Raw genomic sequence first — 25007 nt, 5'->3', positions numbered from 1 at the left:
CTCTTACAAATTCTATCGCTAATTGATAGTTCTTTACAACTCATTACCCATCTTTATTTATAAATGGCCGAACCAAATAACTCGCAAGTTTCAACGGATTTTGTTGACTTGGTTGAAATAACCTTTTACCAAGATAGCCATCTAAATGCTTAACAACAAAATCATACATTTCGTTGTTGAATTTTTCTAGTCCGCGTCGTAGAGTTAATGAATGCTCGTAGCTATTTTTTAAATCCATTGTAGACTCTTCGTATTTGCTAAATCCACACAGGTCATTAGCTGCATAAATTCCCGTCATAATCGCTTCAAATTGACCAAATCCTAAAAACGGCATCGCTGTACCAAAGCAATTGCCGGTAAAAAACGTGTTGCCAATTCTCGCTGATTTACATATTCCCATTTGATAATTTTTAATTTGAAATTGATCAGTTATTTTTAGCGATTGAGATAATTCACGGCAAACACACTCGTAAAAACGATCCCAGTACTTTATGATTTGTTGTTGTTGATTTTCTGGAAGGTCAGGGTACGCGATGACTATATTAGCTTCTGTGTCAGAAAAAGGTAGAAGATATCCATACCCTTTTGGCGCTAATGTATTATCCAACCAAACGTGGACAGCACAACGCTCGAACTTCCCCTCAACAGTAGCTCCTTTTAACGTAGCTGAAAGTGCCTCTCGAAAGTTAAAAAGCTTATTTGAGTACGCTGCATCACCAGTAGCCATGATAACATGGGTAAATTCTCTTAAAAGTTCTTCATAAGAGTGAGTCGAATTAAAAACTATCTTTGATTTCACTTGGTTTGCTAGTTGTTTCTCTAATGAAAACTCATGTCGACCTCTGATGCTTAAAAAACCAATATGCTCATTGATAATAGCTTTTTCCTTTTGCGAATGAATGTTTATCTGCTGAATCGAGCTAGTCGGCTTAAGGTATAACTGATGCTCATCAGATAAGTATTGAAACACATCATTTACAGGTCTCGTTAATAAGTTTAAAAAGGCCTCACCATTTACAAAACGATCACCTACTTGGCTCCGATGTTCAAATATTGTCGGTTGTATCCCATGTCGTTCTAACATGATTGCACAAGTTAATCCAGATAACCCGGCCCCCATAATTGCAACATTCATATCTTTACCTCCGATGTATAAATCTCTTATCATCTTCTCCATAATGGTACAATCCAAAACTCTCTTAACCTTGAATATGGATATATAAATGAGTTACATTAAATAGTAAGAAAAACTATTGATAGTAAGGTGTGTTACTTTTGCGGATAAATAAATTTATTAGTGAGTCTGGGATTACCTCAAGACGCGAGGCAGACAAATGGATTCAGGACAAACGAGTGACGATTAATGGTATAGTCGCTGAGTTAGGGAGTAAAGTGGAGCCAGGCGATGACGTACGTGTTGATAATAAGCCGATATCAAAAGAAGAACAACTAGTATACATAGCGTTGAATAAACCGGTGGGGATTACTAGTACAACGGAAAGGCAAGTGAAAGGAAATATCGTCGATTTTGTTAACCACCCACTACGTATCTTTCACATTGGTAGACTTGATAAAGAATCAGAGGGACTCATCCTTCTTACAAATGATGGAGACATCGTCAATGAGATTTTACGAGTAGAGAATAAGCATGAAAAAGAATATATCGTTACCGTAGACAAACCCATTACTGACTCTTTCTTAAGGAAGATGTCAGAAGGTGTAGAAATATTAAATACGAAGACACTCCCTTGTAAAGTAACAAAAATTTCTCAAAATGTCTTTAGAATTATCTTAACACAAGGTTTAAATCGTCAAATACGCCGGATGTGCTCAGCACTGGGATACCAAGTTCGACGTTTACAGCGAGTCAGAATTATGAACATACATTTAGATGGACTAGCGAAAGGCCAGTGGCGCGACTTAACAAAAGCAGAGTTAAATGAATTGTTTAAAGAATTAGAGTACCAACCGAAGAAATAGGGTAATGCACGTATGCTCTAAGTTAGGAGGATACGTGCATTTGTTTTCAACTACACAGAGCTGACTATCTTCAACTTATGATGCTTACGTAAATCAAGATATGAATTTTCGTCTTCGATGGAAAGAAGTGGTTGTGAGGGTTCCTGCTCGAAGATATAAACGATCTCGCATTTTGTCCCATCATTTAGAAGTACCTTTCTTCCTAATTGACTACGAAGAAGATATTTAACAAATGGAACAACAATTGCTGGGTTTAGTTTATTTCCCCTTACTTCTTCCATTAACTCGTTTAATAGGTTAAAAATATTGGTATTGGTGCTCATGACATGATCAATTTTGTTAGCTACAGTTATAATTTGCACCATTACAGGAAGGTATTTAACATTTATTCCCTTTGGAAAACCTGATCCATCTATATGTTCGTGGTGATGTCTAGCTGCATTTAACATCATGACATTTACACCGTTCATTCCTTTTAGCAAATTCCAACCAAACTCTGGATGTTGTCTATATTCCTGAAATTCTTCAACTGTTAACTCTTCAACTTTTTTATTAACGATGTCCACTTTCAATTTTAACTTTCCAATGTCGTGTAAAAGCCCCATCTGCCACAAAAGCAATTTGTTTTTATATGAATATCTTAAGAGCTTTCCAAGAAAAAAAGCAAGTAAGCCAACGTTAGCACTATGACGATATAGGTTTGATTTATCTTCAAACAGATAGAGTTCCTCTAAATAAAAAACATCTCTTTGAACCTTTCTGACAATATACTCTTCTTTATCAAACCATTCTCTACTAGTATGAAAATCAGTAAATAAATCTTCTACCTGCTTAAGATGTCTTAGGTACAATGTTTTAAATGATCCGTCTTCTGATACCTTTACTGCTTTATAATTATGTTTTTTGAGAAGTAATATATTCGTTTCAGTTAACACAGTCCCTTTTTTTAGTAACAAAATATTTAAGTCGGATGTAATATCTTGCTCTAGTACTTTTCCAACAAGTTCAAAGCTAATTTCCTCCATATGGACCTACTCTCCCACTTAACGTAGTTTTTTCATGGTTCTATCTACTAATAGTATATAGTAGAATCAACGATATTTTTAAGTTACTTTTTACATATTTTTATCTATGCTCTGCAATTTGCGAAAAGTTGAGATATTTTCAGTTTAAGTTGCACAACCTATAACAAAAAGAGGGGGAAAACATATGAAAAATTGGAAGCCGTTTCTGATTGCTGTGATGATAGTGCCGTGGTTCAGTATTCCACTGATTGGTAAGCGTTCTTTTAAAAGGTTCTTCCCAGCTGCATTAATTATGTCTGTTGTCGTGGTCTTCGAAAGTTTTCTTGCACGAAACAGAACCTGGTGGTGGGTTTATAAAAATCTATTCCCAAAAACGATTGGTGAAATCCCACTCATTATTGGGCCATTTTTCATTGGTTCATTATGGGTATTGAAAGCTACTTTTGGCAAATTCTCATTATTTGTCTTGCTCAATACAATCATTCATTTACTATTTTCATTTCCTGTCATGGACCTATTTAAGAAGATGGGAATAGCTTCGACTGTAAGGTTGAAGCGTTATGAATTGTTGTTACTATTCTTTGTTAAATCTATACTTTTGTACGGTTCTCAATTTGTCATTGATAAAGTAAGAAAAACCTATTAATTAACCTAAAAAAACAACTGATAACCCAATCAGTTATTTTTTTGTTCAATTTGCAGGGAAAGTAAATAATTCACCAATGCGTCTTGTTCCTCAATTGTAAAACCAGCTTCCTCATCAACCCAAAACTCATGACCTTCTCCGGTTACATGTACATCTTTTAATTCTGGTATCCTGTTAGCATCCAGTACTTTCTGTCGTAAATTTCTATCAATCAATGCCAATAGACTGTTATACGGGTCCGGTACGACTCCCTTTGATAACGTACCAGGAATTCCAAGATCCTTATATATATTAGGTCCAACCGCTACTCCACCATCATGTAAATAAGGAGCTGACCACTGTAAGCCAATTAATCCTTTAACCTTAAAAACTCCAGGCGAATCTCCATGTTCATATGCCAACTTTAGATCCTGCTCTGTTCTATTATTAAAATGGACCCCAATTATTTCATGTTCCTTTGGTATTGGAACTGGTGTTTGTGGGGCATACATTCTTGTTTTAGAGAAAATTTCTGCTTGCCTCCTCAAAGCCTTTGCTCTAGATGGTTCTGTACCTATTTCGTTGACTGGTATGATTTGATTATTTGTAAATGCTGCACCAGAATGACAGCTCAAGCAATTAGCTCTTTCAAAAACCCGCTCTCCTAGTTCTAAGTTTTGTGGCTTTTTTGTAACTTGCGGTGGTCTTAAGCTCTAAATAGCTCTCATCAATTGGAAGAATGTCTTCGTGTAATAGAAGCTTACCTGTTCGATGAGTATTCGCTAAGCCTGTAAGCATAGTTGCTCCTTTATTATTGATGATTTTCTCTTCCGGCGGCAGATAAGCAATCTCAAACTCAGCTACATACAAAAAAACAATGCTAACTAGAAGTATACAAAAAGTAACAAACCACATTTTTCGCTTAAGCATTTAATAACCTCCATACTTTCCTCCTTATTAAATTTTCTTAAATAGCAAAAGATATTCTATTTGGTAAATAATTAATTGCAAATTTATGCAGAATAACAAATACACACATTCGTTTTAGAAAGGATGAATCCGTTGACAATCTCTAGAAAAGAACGAATGCTTCATATCATTACACAACTAGAGGAAAATGAAGATTTTCTTTCACAAAATGTAAAATTACAGCTAGAACAGGCAAAAGAGAAATTAACTGCTTTAGAAGAAACTGAAGTGGAACAGCTGACAGATAAAGTTTTTTCTAAACCTGCAACTGAGCAGAAAATAGAGATGAATTCTCCTGAATACTTACTCCATTCTTGCTATGATGAACTAGATCAACTTACTAGAAATGCAGACGCTCCAGAGTCATTCATAACTGCTGTTCAACAGTTCCGTTATTATTTCTCAATTGAGGAAAAGGACGGTTTCTTTCCGTAAGAAAAGCTTTGGTACAGGCTTGTACCAAAGCTTTTTTGTTTCTATCTAGTTAAACTGATAACCTTTAGTGAATGATGCTTCCTCATATCTATGTATTGACTATCTTCCTCAAGTTGTATTAGGGGTTGTGATGGTTCATTATCATGGATAAAAATAATTTTTGCCTTTCGACCATCATTTAACTTTATTTGGTTACCTATATTTTGTGAGTACTTGGCCTTCACAAAAGGGATAACAATCGCTGGGTTTAATTTATGAGTATCTTCAATTAAACGATTCATGACATGAAAAGGGTTCACCTCATTTGAATTGCTAAACAGGTGTTCAACTTCATTTGCCACTGAGACAATCTGAACCATGATCGGGATTTCATTTCCTTTTAACCGTTTTGGAAAACCAGAACCATCAATTTTTTCATGGTGATACCTCACTACATCCAACATAACAGGGTGAATACCAGTTATGTTTTGTAAAATTTCATAACCAACTTCCCCATGCTGATCCGTATCCGTTTTCATTTTACCAATATCATGAATCATTCCCATCTTCCATAACAACTTAAGGTTTTTGTTAGAGTAGCCTAATATTTTCCCAATAATGACAGAAATGATCCCGACGTTGGCGCTATGGGTAAAGATGTTTCTTTCTATATTTTTTAAAGAATATATTTCTTCTGTTAAACTAGTGTTTTGATTGATAAATCGAAACAATTTCTCATCTTCTTCAAACCAACTTGGGAAGGGCTGAGTATGGAAGTAGCTTAAATCTGAGAAGACTTCCTTCAGAAAGTTTAAATTCTTCTTATACAAGTCCTCAAATAATAATTTTTTGGATACAATAACAGTTTTAAAATTATGTTTTTTCAAAAGAACGATGGTAGCTTCGGTTAAGACTGTCCCCTTTTTTAACAATAAAATATTAAGTTCTGAATAGATATCCTGCTCTAATGATTTACCCACGAGATCAAAAGAGATCTCCAATAATTCTTCCATATTCGTACACTCTCCTACATAAAGTCAGCTTATGTTTAAAGTATACATCCTTTTGGACTATTACTAATAGTTACTTTAGTGCCAAAAAAGCACATAAACCTTTTCTATTAAAAGATTTTTGTGCTTAAAATCTACCCGATTTTAAAATTGCATAAAACAACCAGATAAACATCACTAGTGCCACAGCAAAACCAATTTCAACTGTTGGCAACTGCCAAATCGCTGTTGTTGTATCTCCTGCTAGTGCTGAACCAACGATCAAACCTACCATAATAATACTAAAGGAAAGCAATACGATACTAAACGATAAACGGTTACTAACTCGTTCCATTCTAGTAAGAAGTCGATCAGGATCTGAGAGGGATACCTCTACTCTCATTTTCCCTTGTTTCATAATGGAAGAAAACTCTTTTAAACTTTTCGGTAATTCCGTAACTACTTCACCATATTCCAAAAGGTTTCCCCAAACTCTACCTGCAATCTGTTTTGGATGATACCGTTCTATCAATAATTGTCGACCAAATGGCTCTGCAATTCTTATGATACTTAATTCAGGATCTAGCCTTTCAACCAAACCTTCCATTGTAAGCAGAGCTTTACCTACAAGTGACAGATCGGTAGGGATACGAATCCCGTGCTTTGATGCTACGGTAAAAAGATCATTAACAGCTTCGCCTAAGCTTAATTGACTGAAAGGAACATCATAATACTTTTCACGAAGAGTATCGACATCTGATTTCAATAAAGATAGATTTGCTTCTTCCGGAACCAGTCCCATCTTAATAATTGCCTTAATGACACCATCTGTACTTTGAAGCATCATCGCGATAATAAACGATCCAAAATGGTCACGCATTTGTGGACTTAGTCGCCCAACCATACCGAAGTCCATAAGTATTATCTTATTTTTTCCAGTCACCAACAAATTTCCAGGATGAGGATCACCATGAAAAAAACCGTCAAGGAGGATTTGCTGAAATATTGTCTGCACAATTCGTTCAGCAATTACTTTTCGATCAAAGCCTAAAAGGTCAACTTTTTCAATATTTGTTAACTTAACACCTTCCACAAACTCCATGGTTAATATTTTCGAACTAGAATACTGCCAATACACTTTTGGGATATAGACCTTATGACTATGGATAAATTGCTTTGCAATCTTTTCTGAATTTCTGCCCTCATTAGCATAATCGATTTCATCCTTTAATGACTTAGAAAATTCATGGACAATTTCTTTTAACTGGTATTTAGCTGCCCAGTCTAATCGACGTTCTGCTAACGTAGCTATCTCCTGTAAAATTTCCAAATCGGTTTCAATGATTTTTCGAATATTCGGTCGCTGAATTTTGACAGCTACCTTTTCGCCTGTTTTTAATACCGCTACATGAACTTGTCCAATGGAAGCTGCAGCAACAGGTTTTTCCTGAAACTCATCAAACATCTCCTCAACTGCAATACCAAATTCTGAATGAAAAACTTTTTTGACCTCTTCATACGAAAAAGGAGGGACATTATCTTGTAGTTTTTCTAATTCAGCTATTATGTCAGGTGGAAATAGATCAGATCGAGTACTAGCAATTTGACCAATTTTAATGAAGGTTGGTCCTAACTCTTCTAAAAATAGTCGTAAGCGTTCTCCTACTGAGCGTCTGTCAATTTCTTTCCCTTCAATAAAAAGGCGTTTTGGCATGCTTAGCAATTCAAGTAATCCTAGTTCTCGCATAATGAAACCGAAACCATTGCGAGTAAAGGCGGTTACAATTTCTTGATAACGTTGTAAATGCCTAATTCTCTTTCGGAAAATGAGAACCACCCCCTACCTACTACTCTTGCTTTTGTTGTTCTAGTTGCCTAACACGCTTTTCTAATTGGTCAACCTCCGCTTTTGTCGCAAGATTAAGATCATTTAAGATTATTTTCATTCGCTCTTTAATCATGTCATCTACTTGACCTTGCGTTTGTTGACCTTTTTGAATAAGTTCACTTATCAGATCATTTGACTCTTCTTTTTTTATTTCGCCCTTTTTTACAAGATCCTCGACAAACATTTCAATTTGTTCTTTGCTTTTAACCGCCAACCCTATTCCTAGTAGCAATCCTTTTTCTAAAACATTTCTCATATGAAAAACCTCCATTATTTTTTCTTAGATTACCCAATAGAATGAATTTCATTTCATTATTATCTTACTAATGAATTATGAAATTCATTGAATATTACATCTTAATAAACCTCAATTTCGAATGATGATATAAACCAAATATAATAGGTATGATGCTGCTAGTATTGCGCCTTCATATTTACCAACTGCGTATCTTGTTCTCGAAAATAGTAAGAGTAAAATTGTTAAAATAATCATTAACAAAACATCGATAAAGATCTTGCTACTAACAAGCAATGGGGATATGGCTGCAGAAGTACCAAGAACAAAGAAGATATTAAAAATGTTACTACCCACAATATTCCCAAGAGCAATTTCACTTTGTTTTTTAATAGCAGCAGTAATTGAGGTGACTAACTCAGGTAAAGAAGTTCCAATAGCTACAATCGTTAATCCCACCAATGTTTCACTCATTCCTAGTGAAAACGCAATTTCTGTGCTATTCCTTACAACAAGATCACCACCAAAAATAATTGCTCCAAGACCAACTAGAGTAAAAACAACATTTTTTCGCCATGTTACATTTGGTTGTTGCGGAACAACAGTGCTTTTATCACGGCTTTTCCGAACAACTTCAAAAATGTAATACATAAATACAGCAAAAAATAATAACAAGATAAACCCATCAGAACGGGTCAACAGGTTAGAACTTAGCGTTTGCAGGACAACATCACTAATGAGGACTAGTAGAACTACACTCCCCAAAAGGGCGAATGGAATTTCTTTACGTATTGTTTCGCTTTCCACTTTTAGAGGATTTATCAAGGCAGTCAATCCAATGACAAGAGTAATATTAAATATATTACTCCCTACGACATTTCCCAAAGCTACACCGCTACTCCCCTCAAGTGCAGCTATAATACTAACTGTCGCCTCTGGTGAACTTGTTCCAAAAGCAACAATCGTTAAACCAATTAATATAGGTGGGACACGCAGCAAACTGGCAATGTTTGAAGAACCAGTAACAAAATAATCAGCACCTTTAATTAAAAGTCCAAATCCAACAAGTAGTAAAAGATAGTTCATAATTTCCCTCCTACATTTCTATACGATCAGATTATGCTTCCTTTGCTTACATTAGTTTAGTCTGTGTTTGATGCTAAAAATTTATTTTTAGGCGATAAAAAAACACCAGGTCCATATGCGACCTAGTGTTTTTGTAAGGCTCTTTTCGTAAACATTGTGGCTTTTTCACCCTAAAATAATCGGATAAATACCCTAGATGAAGATATCAGCCAATAAATTATGTAAGAAAAGAGCAATACTTACTAACTTAGTTAGGAATTCTTAGTATTTTGTGTAAAAATCCGGCTTTTGGGATTTTTACGAAAGCAACAAACTTTGCGAAAACAACCTTTTGTAAATTATTTTGCTACACCTAACGATTCGTTTTGAATAGCTTCAACTACAGCTTGAATCGCTTCAGTCTCATCGCTACCTTCTGCCGAGATCTTGATCTCTGCGCCCTTTGGAACTCCTAAAGACATAACCCCCATAATTGATTTCAGATTAACCGAACGACCATTATATTCAACGTTAACATCACTTTCAAAAGCATTAACAGAATGAACCAAAACCGTTGCAGGTCGTGCATGAAGGCCCGCATCACTTGTAATCTCAAACACTTTTTCAATCATAATTCTTTCCTCCAATATGTTTATGTAAAGTGCCAGTTATTATTGGTAACTGACACCTACCTATTATTCTTTTGCGTCTTTCTTTAGGAAGCCTAGCATTACAGCAGTTACGGCTGCACCTACTAAAATTGCTACTAGATACATCAGTGGATTACCGTTCACTAACGGGATTACGAAGAAACCGCCGTGAGGAGCTGGTAAGCCAATTCCAAACATCATTGTCAAAGCACCGGCAATTGCAGAACCAACAATTACTGATGGGATAACACGGCCTGGGTCTGCTGCTGCAAACGGAATAGCGCCTTCAGTAATAAACGACATCCCCATGACATAGTTTGTTTTCCCCGCATCTTTTTCTGCTTTTGTAAATTTCTTTTTGAAGAATGTTGTCGCTAGAGCAATTCCTAGTGGTGGAACCATTCCACCTGCCATAACCGCAGCATGTGGGGCTAAGTTTCCAGCATCAATCATGGCAATACCAAATGTAAAGGCTGCTTTATTAATTGGGCCACCCATATCAATCGCCATCATACCACCAAGAATTAATCCTAATAATACAAGATTTCCAGTACCCATATTTCCTAACCAATTTTCAAGCGCTGTATTTAAAGCTACAACTGGCTCAATAACGATGTAAAGCATAACCAAACCGGTAATTAGGATACCAAATACAGGGTAAAGTAAAACTGGCTTTATACCTTCTAACGATTTCGGTAATCCACTGAACACTTTGCGTAATCCTAGTACTAGATACCCAGCAAGGAAACCGGCAATTAAGCCACCTAAAAATCCTGCGCCACCACTAGCAGCCATTAATCCCCCAACCATACCTGGAGCAAAACCTGGACGATTTGCAATACTCATTGCAATAAAACCAGCTAATACTGGGATCATTAATCCAAATGCATTTCCACCACCAATTGTCATTAATGCTTCAGCAATCGGATGATAAGATTCGTGGTCAGGATCAAATGCTTCAATCCCAAAGATGAAAGAAAGAGCAATTAGTATACCTCCACCAACAACAAACGGTAGCATGTTAGAAACACCGTTCATAATATGCTTGTAGAAACCGCCTCTTTCGTTCTTCGCATCTGCTTTTTTCGATCCACCAGTTCCTTTGTAAACAGGTGCGTCTTGTTTACTTGCTTTTTCAATTAATTCTTTTGGAGTTTTAATTGCTTGGGCAACTGGTACTTGAATGACATGCTTGCCATGAAAGCGATCCATTTCAACCGCCGTATCAGCAGCAACAATAATTGCAACCGCATCTTGAATTTCTGCATCTGTTAACTCGTTCTCAACTCCAGCAGAACCATTCGTCTCTACTTTAATTGTAAATCCTAATTCTTTTGCTTTCCCTTTTAGGGCGTCTGCCGCCATAAATGTATGTGCAATTCCAGTTGGACAAGCTGTAACGGCTAGAATTGAACCTTTTTTCGCGACTGGTTTCTCTTCTTCTAAAACTTCTGCTTCTTTCTGGTTAATTGCTTCTAGCACTTCATCTACTGTTGTAGCCTTCTCAAGCTTCGTACGGAAGTTAACATCCATTAAGAACGTTGATAAACGTGATAATGTTTGCAAGTGCTCGTTATTCGCTCCTTCACTAGCAGCAATCATGAAGAACAAATGACTAGGTTGCCCATCTAACGCTTCATAGTTAACACCAGCTTTTGAACGTCCAAAAACGATCGCAGGTGTACGGACAGCGCTTGTCTTAGCATGTGGAATTGCAATACCTTCACCAATTCCCGTTGTGCTTTGCGCTTCACGTGCCAATATTGCTTCTTTAAACTTCTTTGTATCTACTAGTTTCCCAGCAGAGTCCAGCTTACGAATTAACTCATCAATAACAGCTTCCTTCTGAGTTTCATGAAGGTTTAATTCGATTGTTTCTCTTGTTAGTAAATCTGTTATCTTCATTTTTCTTCCCCCTTAACTTAAAATATTTATTTTTATTTCTGGTAAAAGCTTTTCAACATCCAACTTTTCGCATAAATCTAACGAGAATGCGGTCGCACTTCCACAAGCAATCCCATACTTAAGTGCTTCAAGATCATTCTTCTTAGAGACAGAAGCCAAAACAAATCCAGCAACTAAAGAGTCTCCTGCACCAACAGAATTTTTCAACTCTCCCTTTGGGACGTTGGCATGAGCTATTACTCTATCATTTATAAGGACCGCTCCTTTGCTTCCTAAAGAAACAATCACGTTTTTCGGACCTTTTTCATGGAGTTTTTTACCGTAATTAACTGCTTCTTCTAAACTAGTAATCGCTACACCGAACAACTCACCTAGTTCATGTTCATTTGGTTTCACTAGGAAAGGTTCATAGTGTAAAATTCCTTCAAGTGCTACACCTGAGGTATCTACGATAAAAGGAATATTTTTTTCAAAACATAGCTTTGCAATTAAACTGTAAAAGTCTGCTGAAACGTTTGGTGGAAGGCTACCTGCTAAAACTAGAAAATCTTCAGTTGATAAGGCAGAGATTTTTTCGAATAGTTTACTTTCCTCTTCTTTGGTAATTGATGCTCCGAGACCATTAATTTCAGTTTCTTTGCCAGTCTTTAATTTGATGTTAATTCTTGTGGGTTCATTTACTTCGATGAAATCATTAGCTATTCCAGATTTGGCGAGAACATCACGGATAAAGGCACCAGTAAAACCTCCGATATAACCTAATGCAGTACTAGAGCTACCCAATCTCGATAATACTCTAGAAACATTAATACCTTTACCACCTGGATAATAGGCCGTTTTCGTTGCGCGATTTAATGAACCGAGCTTCACATCTTCAACCTCAACTATATAATCAATCGATGGATTTAATGTGCAAGTATAGATCATGTTGTCACTACCTTTATTGTCGTTTTCGTTAGATAATCCTTCAGGATGTCTTCCTCGTTCTCGTTAGTCAGGATCGTTGCATGCTGTAGATCAGCAATCTTCGAGAAAGTGATTTCATTAAATTTCGAATGGTCAGCTAAAATGAAGCATTGCTGAGATAAGTTCATTACCCGTTTTTTCACAGTTGCTTCCTCTGGGTCTGGAGTCGTATACCCAAATTCGTTATGAATTCCATTTACACCAATGAAACATTTATCGAAACGATATTGCTCTATTCCTTCAATTGCTCCTCGTCCAATTAATGCACGAGTCTTCGGCTTAATTAATCCACCTGTAATATAGGTTTCTATGTCATGTTCGAGTAACGACTCTAGGTGTGTAAGTCCATTAGTTACTACTTTGACTTTATTAGCTTGAATATGAGGTATCATTAGGAACGCAGTGGTTCCTGCATCTAGATAAATACAATCATTATCACGTATTAGTGAAGCGGCATACCTAGCGATTAGTTCCTTCTCTTCTACATTTTTTGTAGACTTTTCAAGAACACTTAGTTCTTCACCTTTTTGTTGAAGTAAAGAAGCACCACCATGAACACGCTTTAATTTTTTTTCACTTTCTAGCTGACTTAGATCGCGACGAATTGTAGATTCGGATGATTCTGTTGCATCTACAAATTCTTGAAGTTTTACAACTTCTTTATTAGCTAACAAGTCTAAAATAATCCGATGTCTTTCAGGAGTTAGCATTCTAACCCTCCTCAAAAAGTACTTCAAACTCTTTATGTCATTATCTTAACGTAAGCCTTTTCATTTTTCAATCACTTTCTATCAAAAACAATCAAAAACTTTCACTTTTTCTTTCTGAAACGTTCACCGTTTGGATGTTTTGTTCCATAATTAGAAGGTTTTATTTAAAATTACTGGATTATCTTTTTATAATTGTTGAATTTTAACTATTTGTACAAACGTCAATTTAAAGTTTGAAAAGACCACAACAAATTTTTGCTGTGGTCTTTTCACTTATTTAGAATTGTTTCATTTTTAAACATGTGCTTAAAACCAAGAAATGCACTTACTAAACCAACAACAATGAGGATAATCTCTAAAAAGAATTCATTTGCTAAAGGTGCTACTGCTTGCCATCTTGGTCCAAATTTTACACCTAACCAAACATAGAGAAATGATATTGGAAACATTGCAACAAATGTATACAAGACAAATAGACCAATATTCATCTTTGCAATCCCACAGGGAATTGGAATGAACGTCCTGACCCCAGGGATAAATCTCCCCAAAAAAGCTACTCCTCCACCATATTTCTCAAAAAAGTAATCAACGGATTTAATTTGTTTTTCTTTAATGAATATGTACTTTCCATATTTTCGTAAAAAAGGTCTTCCACCAAATCTTCCAACAATATAAAGAACTATTGGACCTAGAGTTCCCCCGACAGTCCCGGCCATTACTACAAGCCAGAACTTCATATCACCCTCATACACCCAAAACCCTGCTAACGGAAGAACGATCTCTGCTGGAATTAACTCACAGGAAAGAGCTAAAACAATTCCAAAATAAGATAAACTCCGCACAAACTGGATAACAACTCGTAAAATATCTTCCATTGCTACTCCTTGTAAAAACAAGTTTTATTTGATAGGTACTACCATTGTTTCACAGCCTAGCTAAATCCATACCTTGTACACCAAGTTTGTTAATTTTATTGCAGTCTCCTTTTTAATGGTTCCCAAAATAAAAAAGGACACAACTCAGAAGAGTGTGTACCTTTTATCATTATTAAAGAAGTCGTTGTGTATATAAGTAGCGTCTCTTAATATCCTCAAAATTTTCCTCAATCGCTTCAACGTCTGTTGCTCTTGTTATGTTGTTACGCTTAGGTAATTTTATTGTAAAGAATAAAAATTTAAATGTCATGACTTTTACCTCCTAGTGTTGGAACAATATGGTTATTCCCTTTCTCACTTACAGTTTAGCCAAAAACAATTCCTCGGATAACAGTCGGCGGAAGTAATTCCTCTACATCTTAAGAATGATTTTTGTATGAAAATAGGTTAATTCCCTATAATAAGAAATGCCTTAATACCTTGGAAAATATAAAAGAAGGATTGATACTATGAAGGAAAAAAGAGTTGGATCAGTTTTTTATATCTCAGTTTCAGTTATTATCTTATTTGTTTTATGGGGGTTTATCTTTCCTAATCATTTAGAGGAACAAGCTGCAAATGCGCTTGCCTTCACTACTAATGCATTTGGATGGTTTTATTTAATGGCTACGTTCTTCTTTTTAGCATTTGCCTTTTATTTAGCGTTTGGTCCATATGGGAAAATCAAACTTGGTGATGATGATGATGAACCTGAATACTCGTTTTTTACCTGGTTTGCGATGCTATTTTCTGCCGGAATGGGGATTGGACTAGTATTCTGGGGAGTAGCTGAACCTATTTATCATTTCATAACACCTCCACTGAATTTAGCAGAGGGATTTACGCCTGATGCAGCCCGTTACGCTCTAAGATATTCTTTCTTCCACTGGGGTTTACACCCTTGGGCGATCTACACCATCATCGCTTTAGCACTTGCCTATTCACAGTATCGAAAAGGAGAGTCCGGGTTAATTAGTGCGACTTTTAGACCTTTAATTGGCGATCGGGTTGATGGTCCTATCGGAAAAGGGATTGATACATTAGCAGCAATAGCAACTGCTGCAGGAGTTGCAACATCACTCGGTCTTGGTACATTACAAATTAATGGTGGTCTATCTTATATCTTTGGTATACCTAATAATGTCTCTATTCAACTAACCATTATTTTCATTGTCACAATCTTATACATGATCTCTTCTACAACAGGCTTAAATCGGGGGATTAGATATTTAAGTAATCTTAACCTTGGTCTTGCGATCGGATTATTGGCTTTCGTTTTAATTATGGGACCGTCTGCTTTTATTCTTGAAGCTTTTACAACTACTATTGGTGCATATCTCGGTAACATCATTCCCATGAGTTTTCGAATGACACCCTTTTCACAAGGAACTTGGGTCGGAGCATGGACATTATTTTACTGGGCATGGTGGGTTGCTTGGGCTCCTTTCGTAGGAACGTTTATTGCGCGAGTTTCAAGAGGTAGAACAATCAAAGAATTCGTATTAGGTGTTTTACTTGTACCATCCATTTTTGGCGCAATTTGGTTCGCCACTTTCGGTGGGTCTGCAATTTATTTCGATATATTTGAAAACCGTGGAATATCAGATGCAGTCAGTTCAGATGTAACGACAGCTTTATTTATAACACTCGAACAATTCCCATTAGGCATGGTGTTGGCGCTATTAGCTACATTTCTAATCATAACCTTTTTTATCACATCTGCTGACTCTGCCACATTTGTTCTTGGGATGATCACCTCAAGAGGGGTATTAAATCCTGCCAACTCGACAAAGTTAACCTGGGGCGTACTACAATCATCAGTAGCTGCTGTCCTACTATGGAGTGGTGGGCTAAACGGTCTTCAAACCGCTTCTATCGTCGCCGCCCTACCATTTGCTGTGATCATGGTGTTCATGATCCTTTCAATTACAAAAGCATTGAATGAAGAAGTTAGAGAAGAAAAACGAAAAGAAAAGAAGCGTAGAAAAAAGTTGGATGAACTTTTAAAACAGCAGATGGACCAATAACAAAAATAGAGACTGGTCTCAATTAAATTGAGACAGTCTCTATTTTTTATTTGGCTGTTTTCGCAAAGTTTGTTGCTTAAAAACACTAAGAATTCACATTACGAAAAGAGCCTTTCATTTAAATTGAACCGGCTTTTTGTTCGGTTGGTAATGGCTGATCTTGAAAAGGTGTCTTTATATACCGTAATCCAAAAAAGGCAATCATACTTAGTGATATAACCCCAAAGACTAATACCATATACTGAAACCCTATCGTATCTAAAAATAATCCGGTAGCTAATAAGACTACTTGGAACATAACCCGATCTAACATACTTCTAAACGAGAAAAAACGACCATGGTATTCTTTTGGAATTTTCGTTTGGAATATCGTGGCTGTAATCGGAAAGAAAAAGCCAATCGCAAAGCCAAAAATTCCGAACGATGAAAGTGCCAACCACTTAAATTCGGCAAAATATAAAGAGAGATGTGTGATAGCAACTACTGTTGTAATAATAAACATAAACTTCACTTGATCTACTTTTTCAGAAACACGCTTTACAAGAAATGCTCCTAACATAAAGCAACAACCTTCAACCGTATAGATTAACCCTTTAATCGTTGCATCTTGCTGAAGATCACTGATGGAAATAACCATTAAATTAAAACCACCTAAGAAGAACATAGGAATAAGCGTTAAAATTAAGGCCATCATTGCAATTGGAACTCCCCTTAAGAGAGGGAGAACTTCCTTAAAACTAGCAGCTTTTTTATCCTTTTTTACACCTGGTACTATCTTCTCATCTTCCTCGACTACTAACAGAAACGTTGAGAGGAGTAGTAATCCGTACGCTACAAAAGATGCTAAGTATAGTGAGTATAAGCTAACGAAAACAAGCATCACGCCAGCTAAAGCAGTCCCAATAATCCTTGCGATCGTTGTCATATTCATATGAGCACCATTCATCTGTAGTAAATCCTTTTCTCCGACAACGACAGGAATGAGTGCTTGTAATGCTGGAAAATAGAAGGCAGCCGACAACTGGATGGCTATCATGAAACAGATCATCCAAAAAACAGAACCAAACTCGATGGCGAGAAACATAAATAATACACTGAGCATTCTACCAAAACTTGCATAAATCATTACTTTCTTTTTACTATATGAGTCTATAATTCTACCTGCTAATGGCGCTACCATTACCCCTGCCAACAAACCCGTAAATAAGATTAATGATTTCATAAAATCTGAAGGTACGTGCTGTTGTAGGAATTCAAGATTTCCGATAATCCCTGTCCATAAACCTATACCTGCAATTAATTCACCACATAATAAAATCCATACATTCCTATTTTTCCACATGGTTTTTTCTCCCACTATATTCAATTTTATTAGAGACCCTAAATATATTTTTTATGAAAACATCTTACCATATATTTTTAGGAATTTCTTAATTATTTTTTTCGTTATTAGGGAGAATCAAAAAGAATTTTGGAGTTAGATGTAACACTTTAAAACAAGGAAATCGGTTCTATTTAAATACGTAATGCTCCAAATCTTCCTTTAAAGAAACAAACATATCTAGCCTAACCTCATATAAGTCTGGTTGAGCTAACATATAATTGTTAATTCGAATTAAACCTGCTGTTCTAAGTAGCGTTAAATGGTAATGAAGGTTACTTTTCGAGATTTTTGTTGCTTTAGATATTTCTGTAAACGTTCTCGGCTTGCTTGCAACTAATTTTAAGATCAATAATCTTTTTTCATCCGCTAGAGCCTTAGTTTTACGAAGTAATGAAGGACCTGGCAAACCCGAATGAGAATTTTCGATTTCAATAGCATATAAGATGATGATTGTTTCCTTTAAAATGTATATACGGTTCAATGGTTTGAAGTGATAAGAAGGAACTAAGATGACTTTTTCAATTCTATTATCCGGGTGAAGTCGAATTCCGTTTGTTACTTCCTCAATTATATCAAGTGAATTTTTGCCCACTGATTGTTTACGCCTAGTTACTACCTCCTCTTGTAGCAATTCCTCAATATCAGCGCTCAACTGATAAGAATTCTTCCAAGAAGTTAGCAGATTGACGTAGTAATTCCGGAATGTCTCGAAACTTTCTGGGATTTCCTCTCCTAAATGGCTAGATAAAAGCTCATATATTTGGCCAGGTGTAAGATGTTCTAGCCATTTAATAAATGCATTAATATCACCTTTTGCAGGACTAAAATAAATTAATAGCTGAAGATAACTTGTAAACGGTAGTAAATTTTCTTTATCTATGCACTCAAAAAATTCGCTTGATAACACTTTTTCAACTTCTTTATACCAAGTCTTTTCAAGATCATGTTTACTTTTTTTATTTAAAAAGACAGTAAGGCTACTTGCATACTCATATGAAGTAGCATAATCAAATTCAACCTTAAGTGACATTTTTAGGCTCCTTATTATGGAAAAGATTGTTGACATATCCAAAGTATAAAATATAATTGAACTATATTCAAGTTCAAAAATTATTGAACTATTAATATGTTCAGTTATTTTTGAACAAATTTATAGGAGGTTATCGCAATGTTAGATTTATTAAAACAAAAATCATTTTTTATTGTTTGGTTGGGTCATGCGTCAGCAAGTTTAGGAAACACGTTTTCAGCCTTTGCCATAGCATGGTTAGTCTATGATACTACAGGATCTAAGCTTGCAATGGGGAGTATTATGGTGGTTTTCTTACTATCACGTTCAATAAGTTTACTATGGTTCGGTCCGTTTTTAGATGGGTGGAACCGGAAAAAAGTAATGATAATGGCTCAATGGTCCGGTGCCATTACCTTTACTTTCCCTTTAATTACCTACACGTTAGGGTCCTTTGCCATTTGGAATTTAGTATTGGTATTAGCGATTACTGGTTTAACAGTTCCTCTATACCTTCCTTCTTGTATGGCCTATATCTCTCAAATACTCCCGAAGGAAAAATTACAAAAAGCTAATTCGGTAATTGATAGTACAGCACAACTCATGTTATTAGCAGGTCCTGCATTAGGGGGGATTTTTCTATATACATTTGGAGTAGAAGTCGTGCTTCTATCTTTAGTCGGCCTATTAGGTACTGCCGGTCTACTCTTGACCCTTATTGAAAATCCTGAGTTTACCGAAGTAAGCAAACAGGATAGTTGGAGTACAAAGTTCAAAGAAGGGATTTCAGTCTATCGACAACATTCATTTTTACTAGGTTTGGCTCTTTTACTAGTCATTCTTAACTTTTGCAAAGGAGCACTTTTCCCAATGTTTTTACCCTATATAACAGAAACACTTGGGAGAACCGAGTTCCATTTTGGCTTTTTTGAAGCTTCACTAGGGCTCGGGATGGTCCTTGGATCTTTATGGGTCGGCTTTAAGAAAACGAACCCCTTAAAATTAAGAAATGTATTATTAGGGTCAGTAATAATTGATGGAATTTTTACAATTGGATTAGGTCTAACACCTTTATATTCACTAGCTATTCTGTTTATTGTTATATCAGGGTTTTGTATGCCTATTATCACCATTAATAACACGACATTATATCAAAAGTTTGTAGAGCCTCATTTGTTAGGAAGAGTATTTGCGGTTCGTATCTTGTTAACTACAATAGCCACACCTCTAGGTGCACTATTCGGGGGAGTTGTTGCCGAAGTATGGGGGATAAATCTTCTATTTTCACTTGTCGGGTTTCTAATGATATCTGTTGCAGTCTCAGCTTTCTTCCTTCCAAGTTTACGAAATTTAAGTATAACTCTCTCAAAAGAAAAAACAGCAGTTTAATAGTAACTTACAAAGGACAGCTAAACTTGTCCTTTTTTTATCTGATCATTACCTTACATTCACGTGCAAAACAACTAAAAATATGCCATGATAACGGTAATCAGTCATTTGAAAAAGGAGAAAAATTTATGATTATCGTTATTCTTGCACTAGTTTGTTGGACGATTGCTGCAATTTGCGCCACAATCGGATTTTTTAGTGCGATAAAAAACAAGAAAAAGACAGCCATTATTTCCTTTACAATCGGAACAATTGCCGTCCTTACTTGGGTATTTGGCGCATTATTCTATTTTTAGGCTCTTTTCTTAAACAATGTTACTTATACCCTAAATTAATTTGGAAACATACCTTAGATGAAGATATCATCTAATAAATTAAGTAAGAAAAGAGCAATACTTACTAAATTTGTTGTGAGTTCTTAGTATTTTGTGTAAAAATCCGGCTTTTGGGATTTTTACACAAGCAACAAACTTTGCGAAAACAGCCTATTTTTTTAAACAGAGAATGTTTCTCTGTTTTTTTTTGTTCATTCTGGTTTAAATTGATTGTTTTTCTTTCGGTTGGATAACCTAAGTCAAGAATTTCAATTAAGGAGAATTTCTATGTCACTCGATGCGTTTATCATGGGGTTTGCTTTTATTTTGATTCATTTACTTGCCAACGAACTTATACCTTCTGGGAGAATTCAACGCTTAAAGTGGTTCTCTTTTTCTGGTGGCTTAGCAGTCTCCTATGTTTTTGTATATGTTCTACCTACCTTACATAAAGAACAAATGATTGTTAAGAAATACAATGATTTTTTTACAATGGAATCTGAATTATATTTTGTGGGACTTCTAGGGGTACTGCTATTTTACGGTATTCAAAAGGTAGTACGCAAAGCTCAGTTAAAAGGCAACCAAAGTAAAGCAAGAGCACTTTTTTGGCTACAAATTTTATTTTTTGGCATCTACAATATGCTAGTTGCCTATACGGTTATTTCACATAACGTCCTAGGTATCCAAGCCGTCTTTTACGGTCTTGCCGTTGGTCTTCATTTTGTTGCAGTTGCCCACGATTTGTGGAGAGAGTACTCAGATATCTATAATTCCATCGGAAGATATGTACTTGCTCTCGGTATCATCGCAGGCTGGATCCTTGGGGTGAAAGTTCACCTCTCACCTTTAACTGAGTCTATTATTTTTGCCTTCATCTCAGGGGCGATGATTTTAAACGTACTAAAATACGAGTTACCCCCTGATGACGAAGCTCACTTTCCTACGTTTGCGATTGGAGTCGTCGCATACACCTCAATTACCATGTCACTAAAGTTTTTCTTTCAATGGTGAAAAAACACCCCTAGTTTCGTGGGGTGCGAAGTGCTTCTAAAATTAGTTGAACCTCATAACCCTGGTGAAAATCTATCATCGAAGAGGGTTTTCCTTCAATAGCGTTTACTAATTGGTTGATAAACTCTTCCCAAAAGGACATGTCTTTTTCAATGGTTATTTCTGCAAATTCCTGCCCTAGTTGGCCACCATACAGTTTTACCAAATCGACTAAAGAAAGCGTTCCCTTGGTACCATACATAGTAAGAGAAATGCTCTGCTCTTGTAGCCCAGGGATTTGACTAATTCCATTAATTAAAATTGGTGTTCCATCCTCCAATTTCAACTTAGCTAGAATACCAATTTCACAAGACGTAGGATCTTCCGGATATTCAAGTTCTGTTTCGATAGGAGTTATTTTCCCAAACAATTGCTGAATAATTTGGACGAAATGCCCTGCTACTTCGAAAACAAAGCCACCTTGTTCCCTAGAAGCTATCCAATCATTTTTCTGCCACTTACGAGGCCATTCGGGGAAACGCATCTCTAATTCTATTCTACGAAGCTTTCCAAGATATCCAGATTCCATTCTAGCCGTAAGTTCTTTCATGTTATTAATATAGCTTAATGGAAAATGAATGGCATGGACAATACCAGCTTCTTCTGCTTTTTCCAACATTTCTTTTGCTTCTGACAGTGAGTTAGCTAAAGGTTTTTCACAGAGAATATGCTTTTTCGTCTTAAGCAAATCCATCACAATTGGATAATGCAAGACTGGTGGAACAGCAACATAAACTAAATCGAGCTCAGGGTGATTAACCAATTCTTGATAATTTGTTGTCCAGAAAATGTTTCCTAAATCCGTAGCTCTTTGCCTAGCCCTTTCTTCCACAACATCACATACAGCAACCACCTCTGTTGATTGATGTTCTGTAAAAACCTGCGTCATTCCCTCACCAATGGCACCTAACCCAATAATACCAACTCTAATAGGTAGACTACTGTTCATTACGAACCCCCGCTGTATATATATTTCTATACAATTGTCTCTTTCCTATTTTTAAGAAATTTAGCATAAAAATCAAGAGTTTCTGGGTGAACTAGTTCCATTTGTTTACAAACCTCAACGGCAAACTCAACATACGCGTTTCCTTTTGCGGTAATAATATTTCCATCAACGACAACGTCTTCATTTAGAAATTTTCCATTCTTAAAATGTGTAAATAATTCATCATCCACATCGACGCTTGTTGTGAAGTTCTTACCCTCTAAAATTCCTGACTCACCTAATAAAATCGGTCCATAACAGATAGCACCAATTCCTTTACCAGCAGCTGCTACTTCACGAATGAACTCGGGAAGAAGACTAGAACCTAATAGAGAAGGAGCGTCTCCCCCAGGAATTAATAATAATTCTACATCAGCAACATTCACTTCCTGTAGTTTTGTATCAGCAATGATCTTAAATCCCTCTACGCTTGTTACATAGTTTTCTTCTAGAGAAACTGTCACTATTTCATGCCCATTTGACTTCATCCAGCCAATTAACATAACCTCAAAATTTGCAAATTCATTATAGATTAGTACGTGTATCTTCATTTTTAACCATCCTCTCAACTATGAAATTATCATTATCATACAAAATACATTGACAGCAAAAAAGACCCAATTTATGATATTTTCACTAGCCCACTTTCATTCCAGAGAGGAATTTTACAGTAATGAACTCACACCTTCCCATTTCAATTAACGTTAACAAGTACAGATTTAAGTACCTCGCGTTGTATCACGGTTTAAGAGAAGCTATTTTAGAAGGTAAATTAAAACAAGGTTATAAATTACCTTCTACTAGAGAGTTATCAGCCAACTATGAAATAAATCGAAACACCGTGAAACAAGTGTATGAGATGTTATTAGCTGATGGCTACATTCATACAAAGACTGGTAGCGGTACTTATGTCTCTTATACACCACAAAAATTAGAGCCTAAAACGGTTAAGGAAAAATCGGTTAAACTTTCTCAATGGGGAAAGAAACTCCCCTATCTTTATAATGAAGAAAAAAAGGTTCCATTCCATTTCGGAATTGGCTTTTCTCCAGATTATGAAAATTTTCCTGTCTCGGATTGGAAAAGAGCCATTAACCTTGCAGCGAAAGAGCTAAACTATTTAGTAAAGAAAGATCTTCCAGATCAAGGCTTATATGAATTAAGAGAAGCTATTTCTAGTTATTTAATGAGAACGAGAGGAATAACTTGTGAACCAGAAGATATCTTTATTACCAACGGAACGATGCATGCATTTTCTCTCTTAGCTCAGCTTCTGATTAGTCCAGGAGATAGAATTGTCATTGAAGATCCTACCTTTGGAAGTATGAAGGAAACTCTTTATGCCCTGGAAGCACACTTAATTACCGTTCCTGTACATACAGATGATTTTCTCGTAGAAAACTGGGAGAGTAGTCTTGCCTATGTTACACCAAGTCATCAATTTCCCACTGGAAGAATTATGCCACTCGAACAAAGGATAGCCTTGTTAGAGTGGGCTAATCAAAATGATAGTTTAATTATTGAGGATGACTACGACAGTGAGTTTCGACGAAAGGGGCGTCCGATAGAGCCTTTAAAAGTATTGGATTATGAAGATCGTGTCATCTTCCTTGGGACCTTTTCTAAAACAATTCTCCCTGGGCTTAGGATTGGTTATACGATTTTACCCAAGCATGTTAAACCTTATTTCCAAGCTGCCAAGCATATCTTTCAGCCATATACAACCTCTGCCTTAGAACAGATGGCTATCACGCTATTTCTAAGAAATGGGAACTACGAAAAGCATTTACGAAAAATGAATCGTATCTATTCAGCCAAGTATGAAAAATTCATCTTTTTATTTGAAAAATACTTACCCAACGCATTTGAATGGATTAGTTCTGAATCAGGAATGCATGTATTTGGTTGGTGGCGATATTCGGAAGGGAAATATTTGGTTTTTATTGAACGTTGTAATGCCCATGGTATTTACTGGATTAGTGACATTGCTGGTTTCACAGAAAAACCTCCTCGACCAGCTGCTATTTTTGGCTTTTCAAGCTTTGACTATGAAGAGATGGAGAACGCTATCTCAACGATGGGGGAAATATTTCAAGAGGTTTTACATGGGATTTATGTCTAGAAAAAAAAAAAATAACCTATTCTTAGGTTAATTTTTTTTCTAGACTTTTTCTTTTATCTTTTCACGGATACTCTCTAGTTCTTCTAGGGAAAGCTCAGCTAGTGAGTTTTTAATCTCTTCTTCAATTTGTTTTCGGTTGCTTTCTCGGTAATGGTCCCACCAATCCCGCAATCCTTCCGTGTTTGCAAGGAGGTATTCAATATCAATTTCCTCTACTTCATCATCAGATAAATAATTCAATACGGCAGCTAACATCCGGTTTAGGTTTTCAATTTTATTTTCATCATTACCATTGTCTGAAACTAATCCATCTAAATCGATTTCAGCTTCTTCGGTATTGGTAGTAGCTTTTCGTGGCATTGTGATCCTCCTATTTTTCAAGTTTT

Annotated in this window: 27 protein-coding genes; 8 read left to right on the top strand and 19 right to left on the bottom strand. The window is 36.1% G+C overall.

Going from position 1 to position 25007, the window contains the following annotated elements:
• Positions 1 to 43 precede the first annotated feature (43 nt).
• Positions 44 to 1135, bottom strand: coding sequence for an NAD(P)-binding protein (locus tag DS745_RS13115; protein WP_129078690.1), 1092 nt, complete (start codon positions 1133 to 1135; stop codon positions 44 to 46).
• Positions 1136 to 1275: 140 nt separating this feature from the next.
• Here DS745_RS13115 and rluF point away from each other — a divergent pair, with 140 nt between their 5' ends.
• The gene (gene rluF / locus DS745_RS13110) at positions 1276 to 1980 is read left to right on the top strand and encodes a 23S rRNA pseudouridine(2604) synthase RluF (RefSeq protein WP_129078689.1); all 705 of its coding nucleotides are present in this window, start codon (positions 1276 to 1278) and stop codon (positions 1978 to 1980) included.
• Between the two features lie 50 nt (positions 1981 to 2030).
• Here rluF and DS745_RS13105 read toward each other — a convergent pair whose 3' ends face one another.
• Positions 2031 to 3005, bottom strand: a complete 975-nt coding sequence (locus DS745_RS13105; RefSeq protein WP_129078688.1) for an HD-GYP domain-containing protein — start codon at positions 3003 to 3005, stop codon at positions 2031 to 2033.
• 184 nt (positions 3006 to 3189) lie between these two features.
• Here DS745_RS13105 and DS745_RS13100 point away from each other — a divergent pair, with 184 nt between their 5' ends.
• Positions 3190 to 3651: a hypothetical protein gene (locus DS745_RS13100; RefSeq protein ID WP_129078687.1), complete on the top strand. Its 462-nt coding sequence runs from the start codon at positions 3190 to 3192 to the stop codon at positions 3649 to 3651.
• 29 nt (positions 3652 to 3680) lie between these two features.
• Here DS745_RS13100 and DS745_RS13095 read toward each other — a convergent pair whose 3' ends face one another.
• Positions 3681 to 4265, bottom strand: coding sequence for a hypothetical protein (locus DS745_RS13095; protein ID WP_129078686.1), 585 nt, complete (start codon positions 4263 to 4265; stop codon positions 3681 to 3683).
• A 13-nt stretch (positions 4266 to 4278) separates the two neighbouring features.
• On the bottom strand, positions 4279 to 4560 hold the full coding sequence (locus tag DS745_RS13090; RefSeq protein ID WP_129078685.1) for a hypothetical protein: 282 nt from the start codon (positions 4558 to 4560) through the stop codon (positions 4279 to 4281).
• Positions 4561 to 4692: 132 nt separating this feature from the next.
• Here DS745_RS13090 and DS745_RS13085 point away from each other — a divergent pair, with 132 nt between their 5' ends.
• Positions 4693 to 5034 carry a hypothetical protein gene (locus DS745_RS13085; RefSeq protein ID WP_129078684.1) on the top strand — a complete coding sequence of 114 codons (342 nt, stop codon included), beginning with the start codon at positions 4693 to 4695 and terminating at the stop codon, positions 5032 to 5034.
• 41 nt (positions 5035 to 5075) lie between these two features.
• Here DS745_RS13085 and DS745_RS13080 read toward each other — a convergent pair whose 3' ends face one another.
• The 10 genes from DS745_RS13080 to DS745_RS24605 all read right to left on the bottom strand — a co-directional run bounded on the left by DS745_RS13080 (position 5076) and on the right by DS745_RS24605 (position 14606).
• Positions 5076 to 6026, bottom strand: a complete 951-nt coding sequence (locus DS745_RS13080; protein WP_129078683.1) for an HD-GYP domain-containing protein — start codon at positions 6024 to 6026, stop codon at positions 5076 to 5078.
• Between the two features lie 124 nt (positions 6027 to 6150).
• The gene (locus tag DS745_RS13075; RefSeq protein ID WP_196121267.1) at positions 6151 to 7830 is read right to left on the bottom strand and encodes an ABC1 kinase family protein; all 1680 of its coding nucleotides are present in this window, start codon (positions 7828 to 7830) and stop codon (positions 6151 to 6153) included.
• Between the two features lie 19 nt (positions 7831 to 7849).
• Complete coding sequence (locus tag DS745_RS13070) at positions 7850 to 8146, bottom strand: phasin family protein (RefSeq protein WP_129078682.1); 297 nt, start codon at positions 8144 to 8146, stop codon at positions 7850 to 7852.
• A 111-nt stretch (positions 8147 to 8257) separates the two neighbouring features.
• Entirely contained in the window at positions 8258 to 9211 is a 954-nt protein-coding gene (locus DS745_RS13065; protein ID WP_129078681.1) for a calcium/sodium antiporter, read from the bottom strand.
• 338 nt (positions 9212 to 9549) lie between these two features.
• Entirely contained in the window at positions 9550 to 9819 is a 270-nt protein-coding gene (locus DS745_RS13060; RefSeq protein WP_129078869.1) for a phosphocarrier protein HPr, read from the bottom strand.
• 66 nt (positions 9820 to 9885) lie between these two features.
• Positions 9886 to 11745 carry a PTS fructose transporter subunit IIABC gene (locus DS745_RS13055; RefSeq protein ID WP_129078680.1) on the bottom strand — a complete coding sequence of 620 codons (1860 nt, stop codon included), beginning with the start codon at positions 11743 to 11745 and terminating at the stop codon, positions 9886 to 9888.
• A 12-nt stretch (positions 11746 to 11757) separates the two neighbouring features.
• Positions 11758 to 12672, bottom strand: a complete 915-nt coding sequence (pfkB, locus tag DS745_RS13050) for a 1-phosphofructokinase (protein WP_129078679.1) — start codon at positions 12670 to 12672, stop codon at positions 11758 to 11760.
• Positions 12669 to 13421, bottom strand: a complete 753-nt coding sequence (locus tag DS745_RS13045) for a DeoR/GlpR family DNA-binding transcription regulator (protein WP_129078678.1) — start codon at positions 13419 to 13421, stop codon at positions 12669 to 12671. The genes pfkB and DS745_RS13045 overlap by 4 nt, the downstream gene beginning before the upstream one ends.
• Before the next feature lie 269 nt (positions 13422 to 13690).
• The gene (locus DS745_RS13040; RefSeq protein ID WP_129078677.1) at positions 13691 to 14296 is read right to left on the bottom strand and encodes a DedA family protein; all 606 of its coding nucleotides are present in this window, start codon (positions 14294 to 14296) and stop codon (positions 13691 to 13693) included.
• A gap of 172 nt (positions 14297 to 14468) precedes the next feature.
• On the bottom strand, positions 14469 to 14606 hold the full coding sequence (locus tag DS745_RS24605) for a hypothetical protein (protein WP_161568261.1): 138 nt from the start codon (positions 14604 to 14606) through the stop codon (positions 14469 to 14471).
• 199 nt (positions 14607 to 14805) lie between these two features.
• Between DS745_RS24605 and DS745_RS13035 the strand changes: the two genes are divergently transcribed.
• On the top strand, positions 14806 to 16362 hold the full coding sequence (locus DS745_RS13035) for a glycine betaine uptake BCCT transporter (RefSeq protein WP_129078676.1): 1557 nt from the start codon (positions 14806 to 14808) through the stop codon (positions 16360 to 16362).
• A 118-nt stretch (positions 16363 to 16480) separates the two neighbouring features.
• Here the strand turns inward: DS745_RS13035 and DS745_RS13030 are convergent, their stop codons facing one another.
• Positions 16481 to 17704 carry an MFS transporter gene (locus DS745_RS13030; protein ID WP_129078675.1) on the bottom strand — a complete coding sequence of 408 codons (1224 nt, stop codon included), beginning with the start codon at positions 17702 to 17704 and terminating at the stop codon, positions 16481 to 16483.
• A 169-nt stretch (positions 17705 to 17873) separates the two neighbouring features.
• Positions 17874 to 18776: an ArsR/SmtB family transcription factor gene (locus tag DS745_RS13025; RefSeq protein WP_161568260.1), complete on the bottom strand. Its 903-nt coding sequence runs from the start codon at positions 18774 to 18776 to the stop codon at positions 17874 to 17876.
• A gap of 138 nt (positions 18777 to 18914) precedes the next feature.
• Between DS745_RS13025 and DS745_RS13020 the strand changes: the two genes are divergently transcribed.
• The 3 genes from DS745_RS13020 (at position 18915) to DS745_RS13015 (ending at position 21472) form a co-directional block, all read left to right on the top strand.
• Positions 18915 to 20144, top strand: a complete 1230-nt coding sequence (locus DS745_RS13020; protein WP_129078673.1) for an MFS transporter — start codon at positions 18915 to 18917, stop codon at positions 20142 to 20144.
• A gap of 128 nt (positions 20145 to 20272) precedes the next feature.
• Positions 20273 to 20440 (top strand): hypothetical protein, encoded by a 168-nt coding sequence (locus DS745_RS24600; RefSeq protein ID WP_161568259.1) that lies wholly within the window; start codon positions 20273 to 20275, stop codon positions 20438 to 20440.
• A gap of 306 nt (positions 20441 to 20746) precedes the next feature.
• Positions 20747 to 21472: a hypothetical protein gene (locus tag DS745_RS13015; protein ID WP_129078672.1), complete on the top strand. Its 726-nt coding sequence runs from the start codon at positions 20747 to 20749 to the stop codon at positions 21470 to 21472.
• Positions 21473 to 21482: 10 nt separating this feature from the next.
• Here the strand turns inward: DS745_RS13015 and DS745_RS13010 are convergent, their stop codons facing one another.
• Both DS745_RS13010 and DS745_RS13005 read right to left on the bottom strand, forming a co-directional pair.
• On the bottom strand, positions 21483 to 22460 hold the full coding sequence (locus tag DS745_RS13010; protein ID WP_129078671.1) for a Gfo/Idh/MocA family protein: 978 nt from the start codon (positions 22458 to 22460) through the stop codon (positions 21483 to 21485).
• A 26-nt stretch (positions 22461 to 22486) separates the two neighbouring features.
• Positions 22487 to 23050 (bottom strand): DJ-1/PfpI family protein, encoded by a 564-nt coding sequence (locus tag DS745_RS13005; protein WP_129078670.1) that lies wholly within the window; start codon positions 23048 to 23050, stop codon positions 22487 to 22489.
• Between the two features lie 122 nt (positions 23051 to 23172).
• Here DS745_RS13005 and pdxR point away from each other — a divergent pair, with 122 nt between their 5' ends.
• Positions 23173 to 24621, top strand: coding sequence for a MocR-like pyridoxine biosynthesis transcription factor PdxR (pdxR, locus tag DS745_RS13000; protein WP_129078669.1), 1449 nt, complete (start codon positions 23173 to 23175; stop codon positions 24619 to 24621).
• A 39-nt stretch (positions 24622 to 24660) separates the two neighbouring features.
• On the opposite strand, the gene DS745_RS12995 is transcribed toward pdxR, so the two are convergent.
• Positions 24661 to 24981: a hypothetical protein gene (locus DS745_RS12995; protein WP_129078668.1), complete on the bottom strand. Its 321-nt coding sequence runs from the start codon at positions 24979 to 24981 to the stop codon at positions 24661 to 24663.
• Positions 24982 to 25007: the final 26 nt, after the last annotated feature.

This window comes from Anaerobacillus alkaliphilus, assembly GCF_004116265.1.
GTDB classification, from domain to species: domain Bacteria; phylum Bacillota; class Bacilli; order Bacillales; family Anaerobacillaceae; genus Anaerobacillus; species Anaerobacillus alkaliphilus.
The sequence above is the reverse complement of the archived record's forward strand: the minus strand, read 5'-3'. Positions and strand labels throughout refer to the sequence as shown.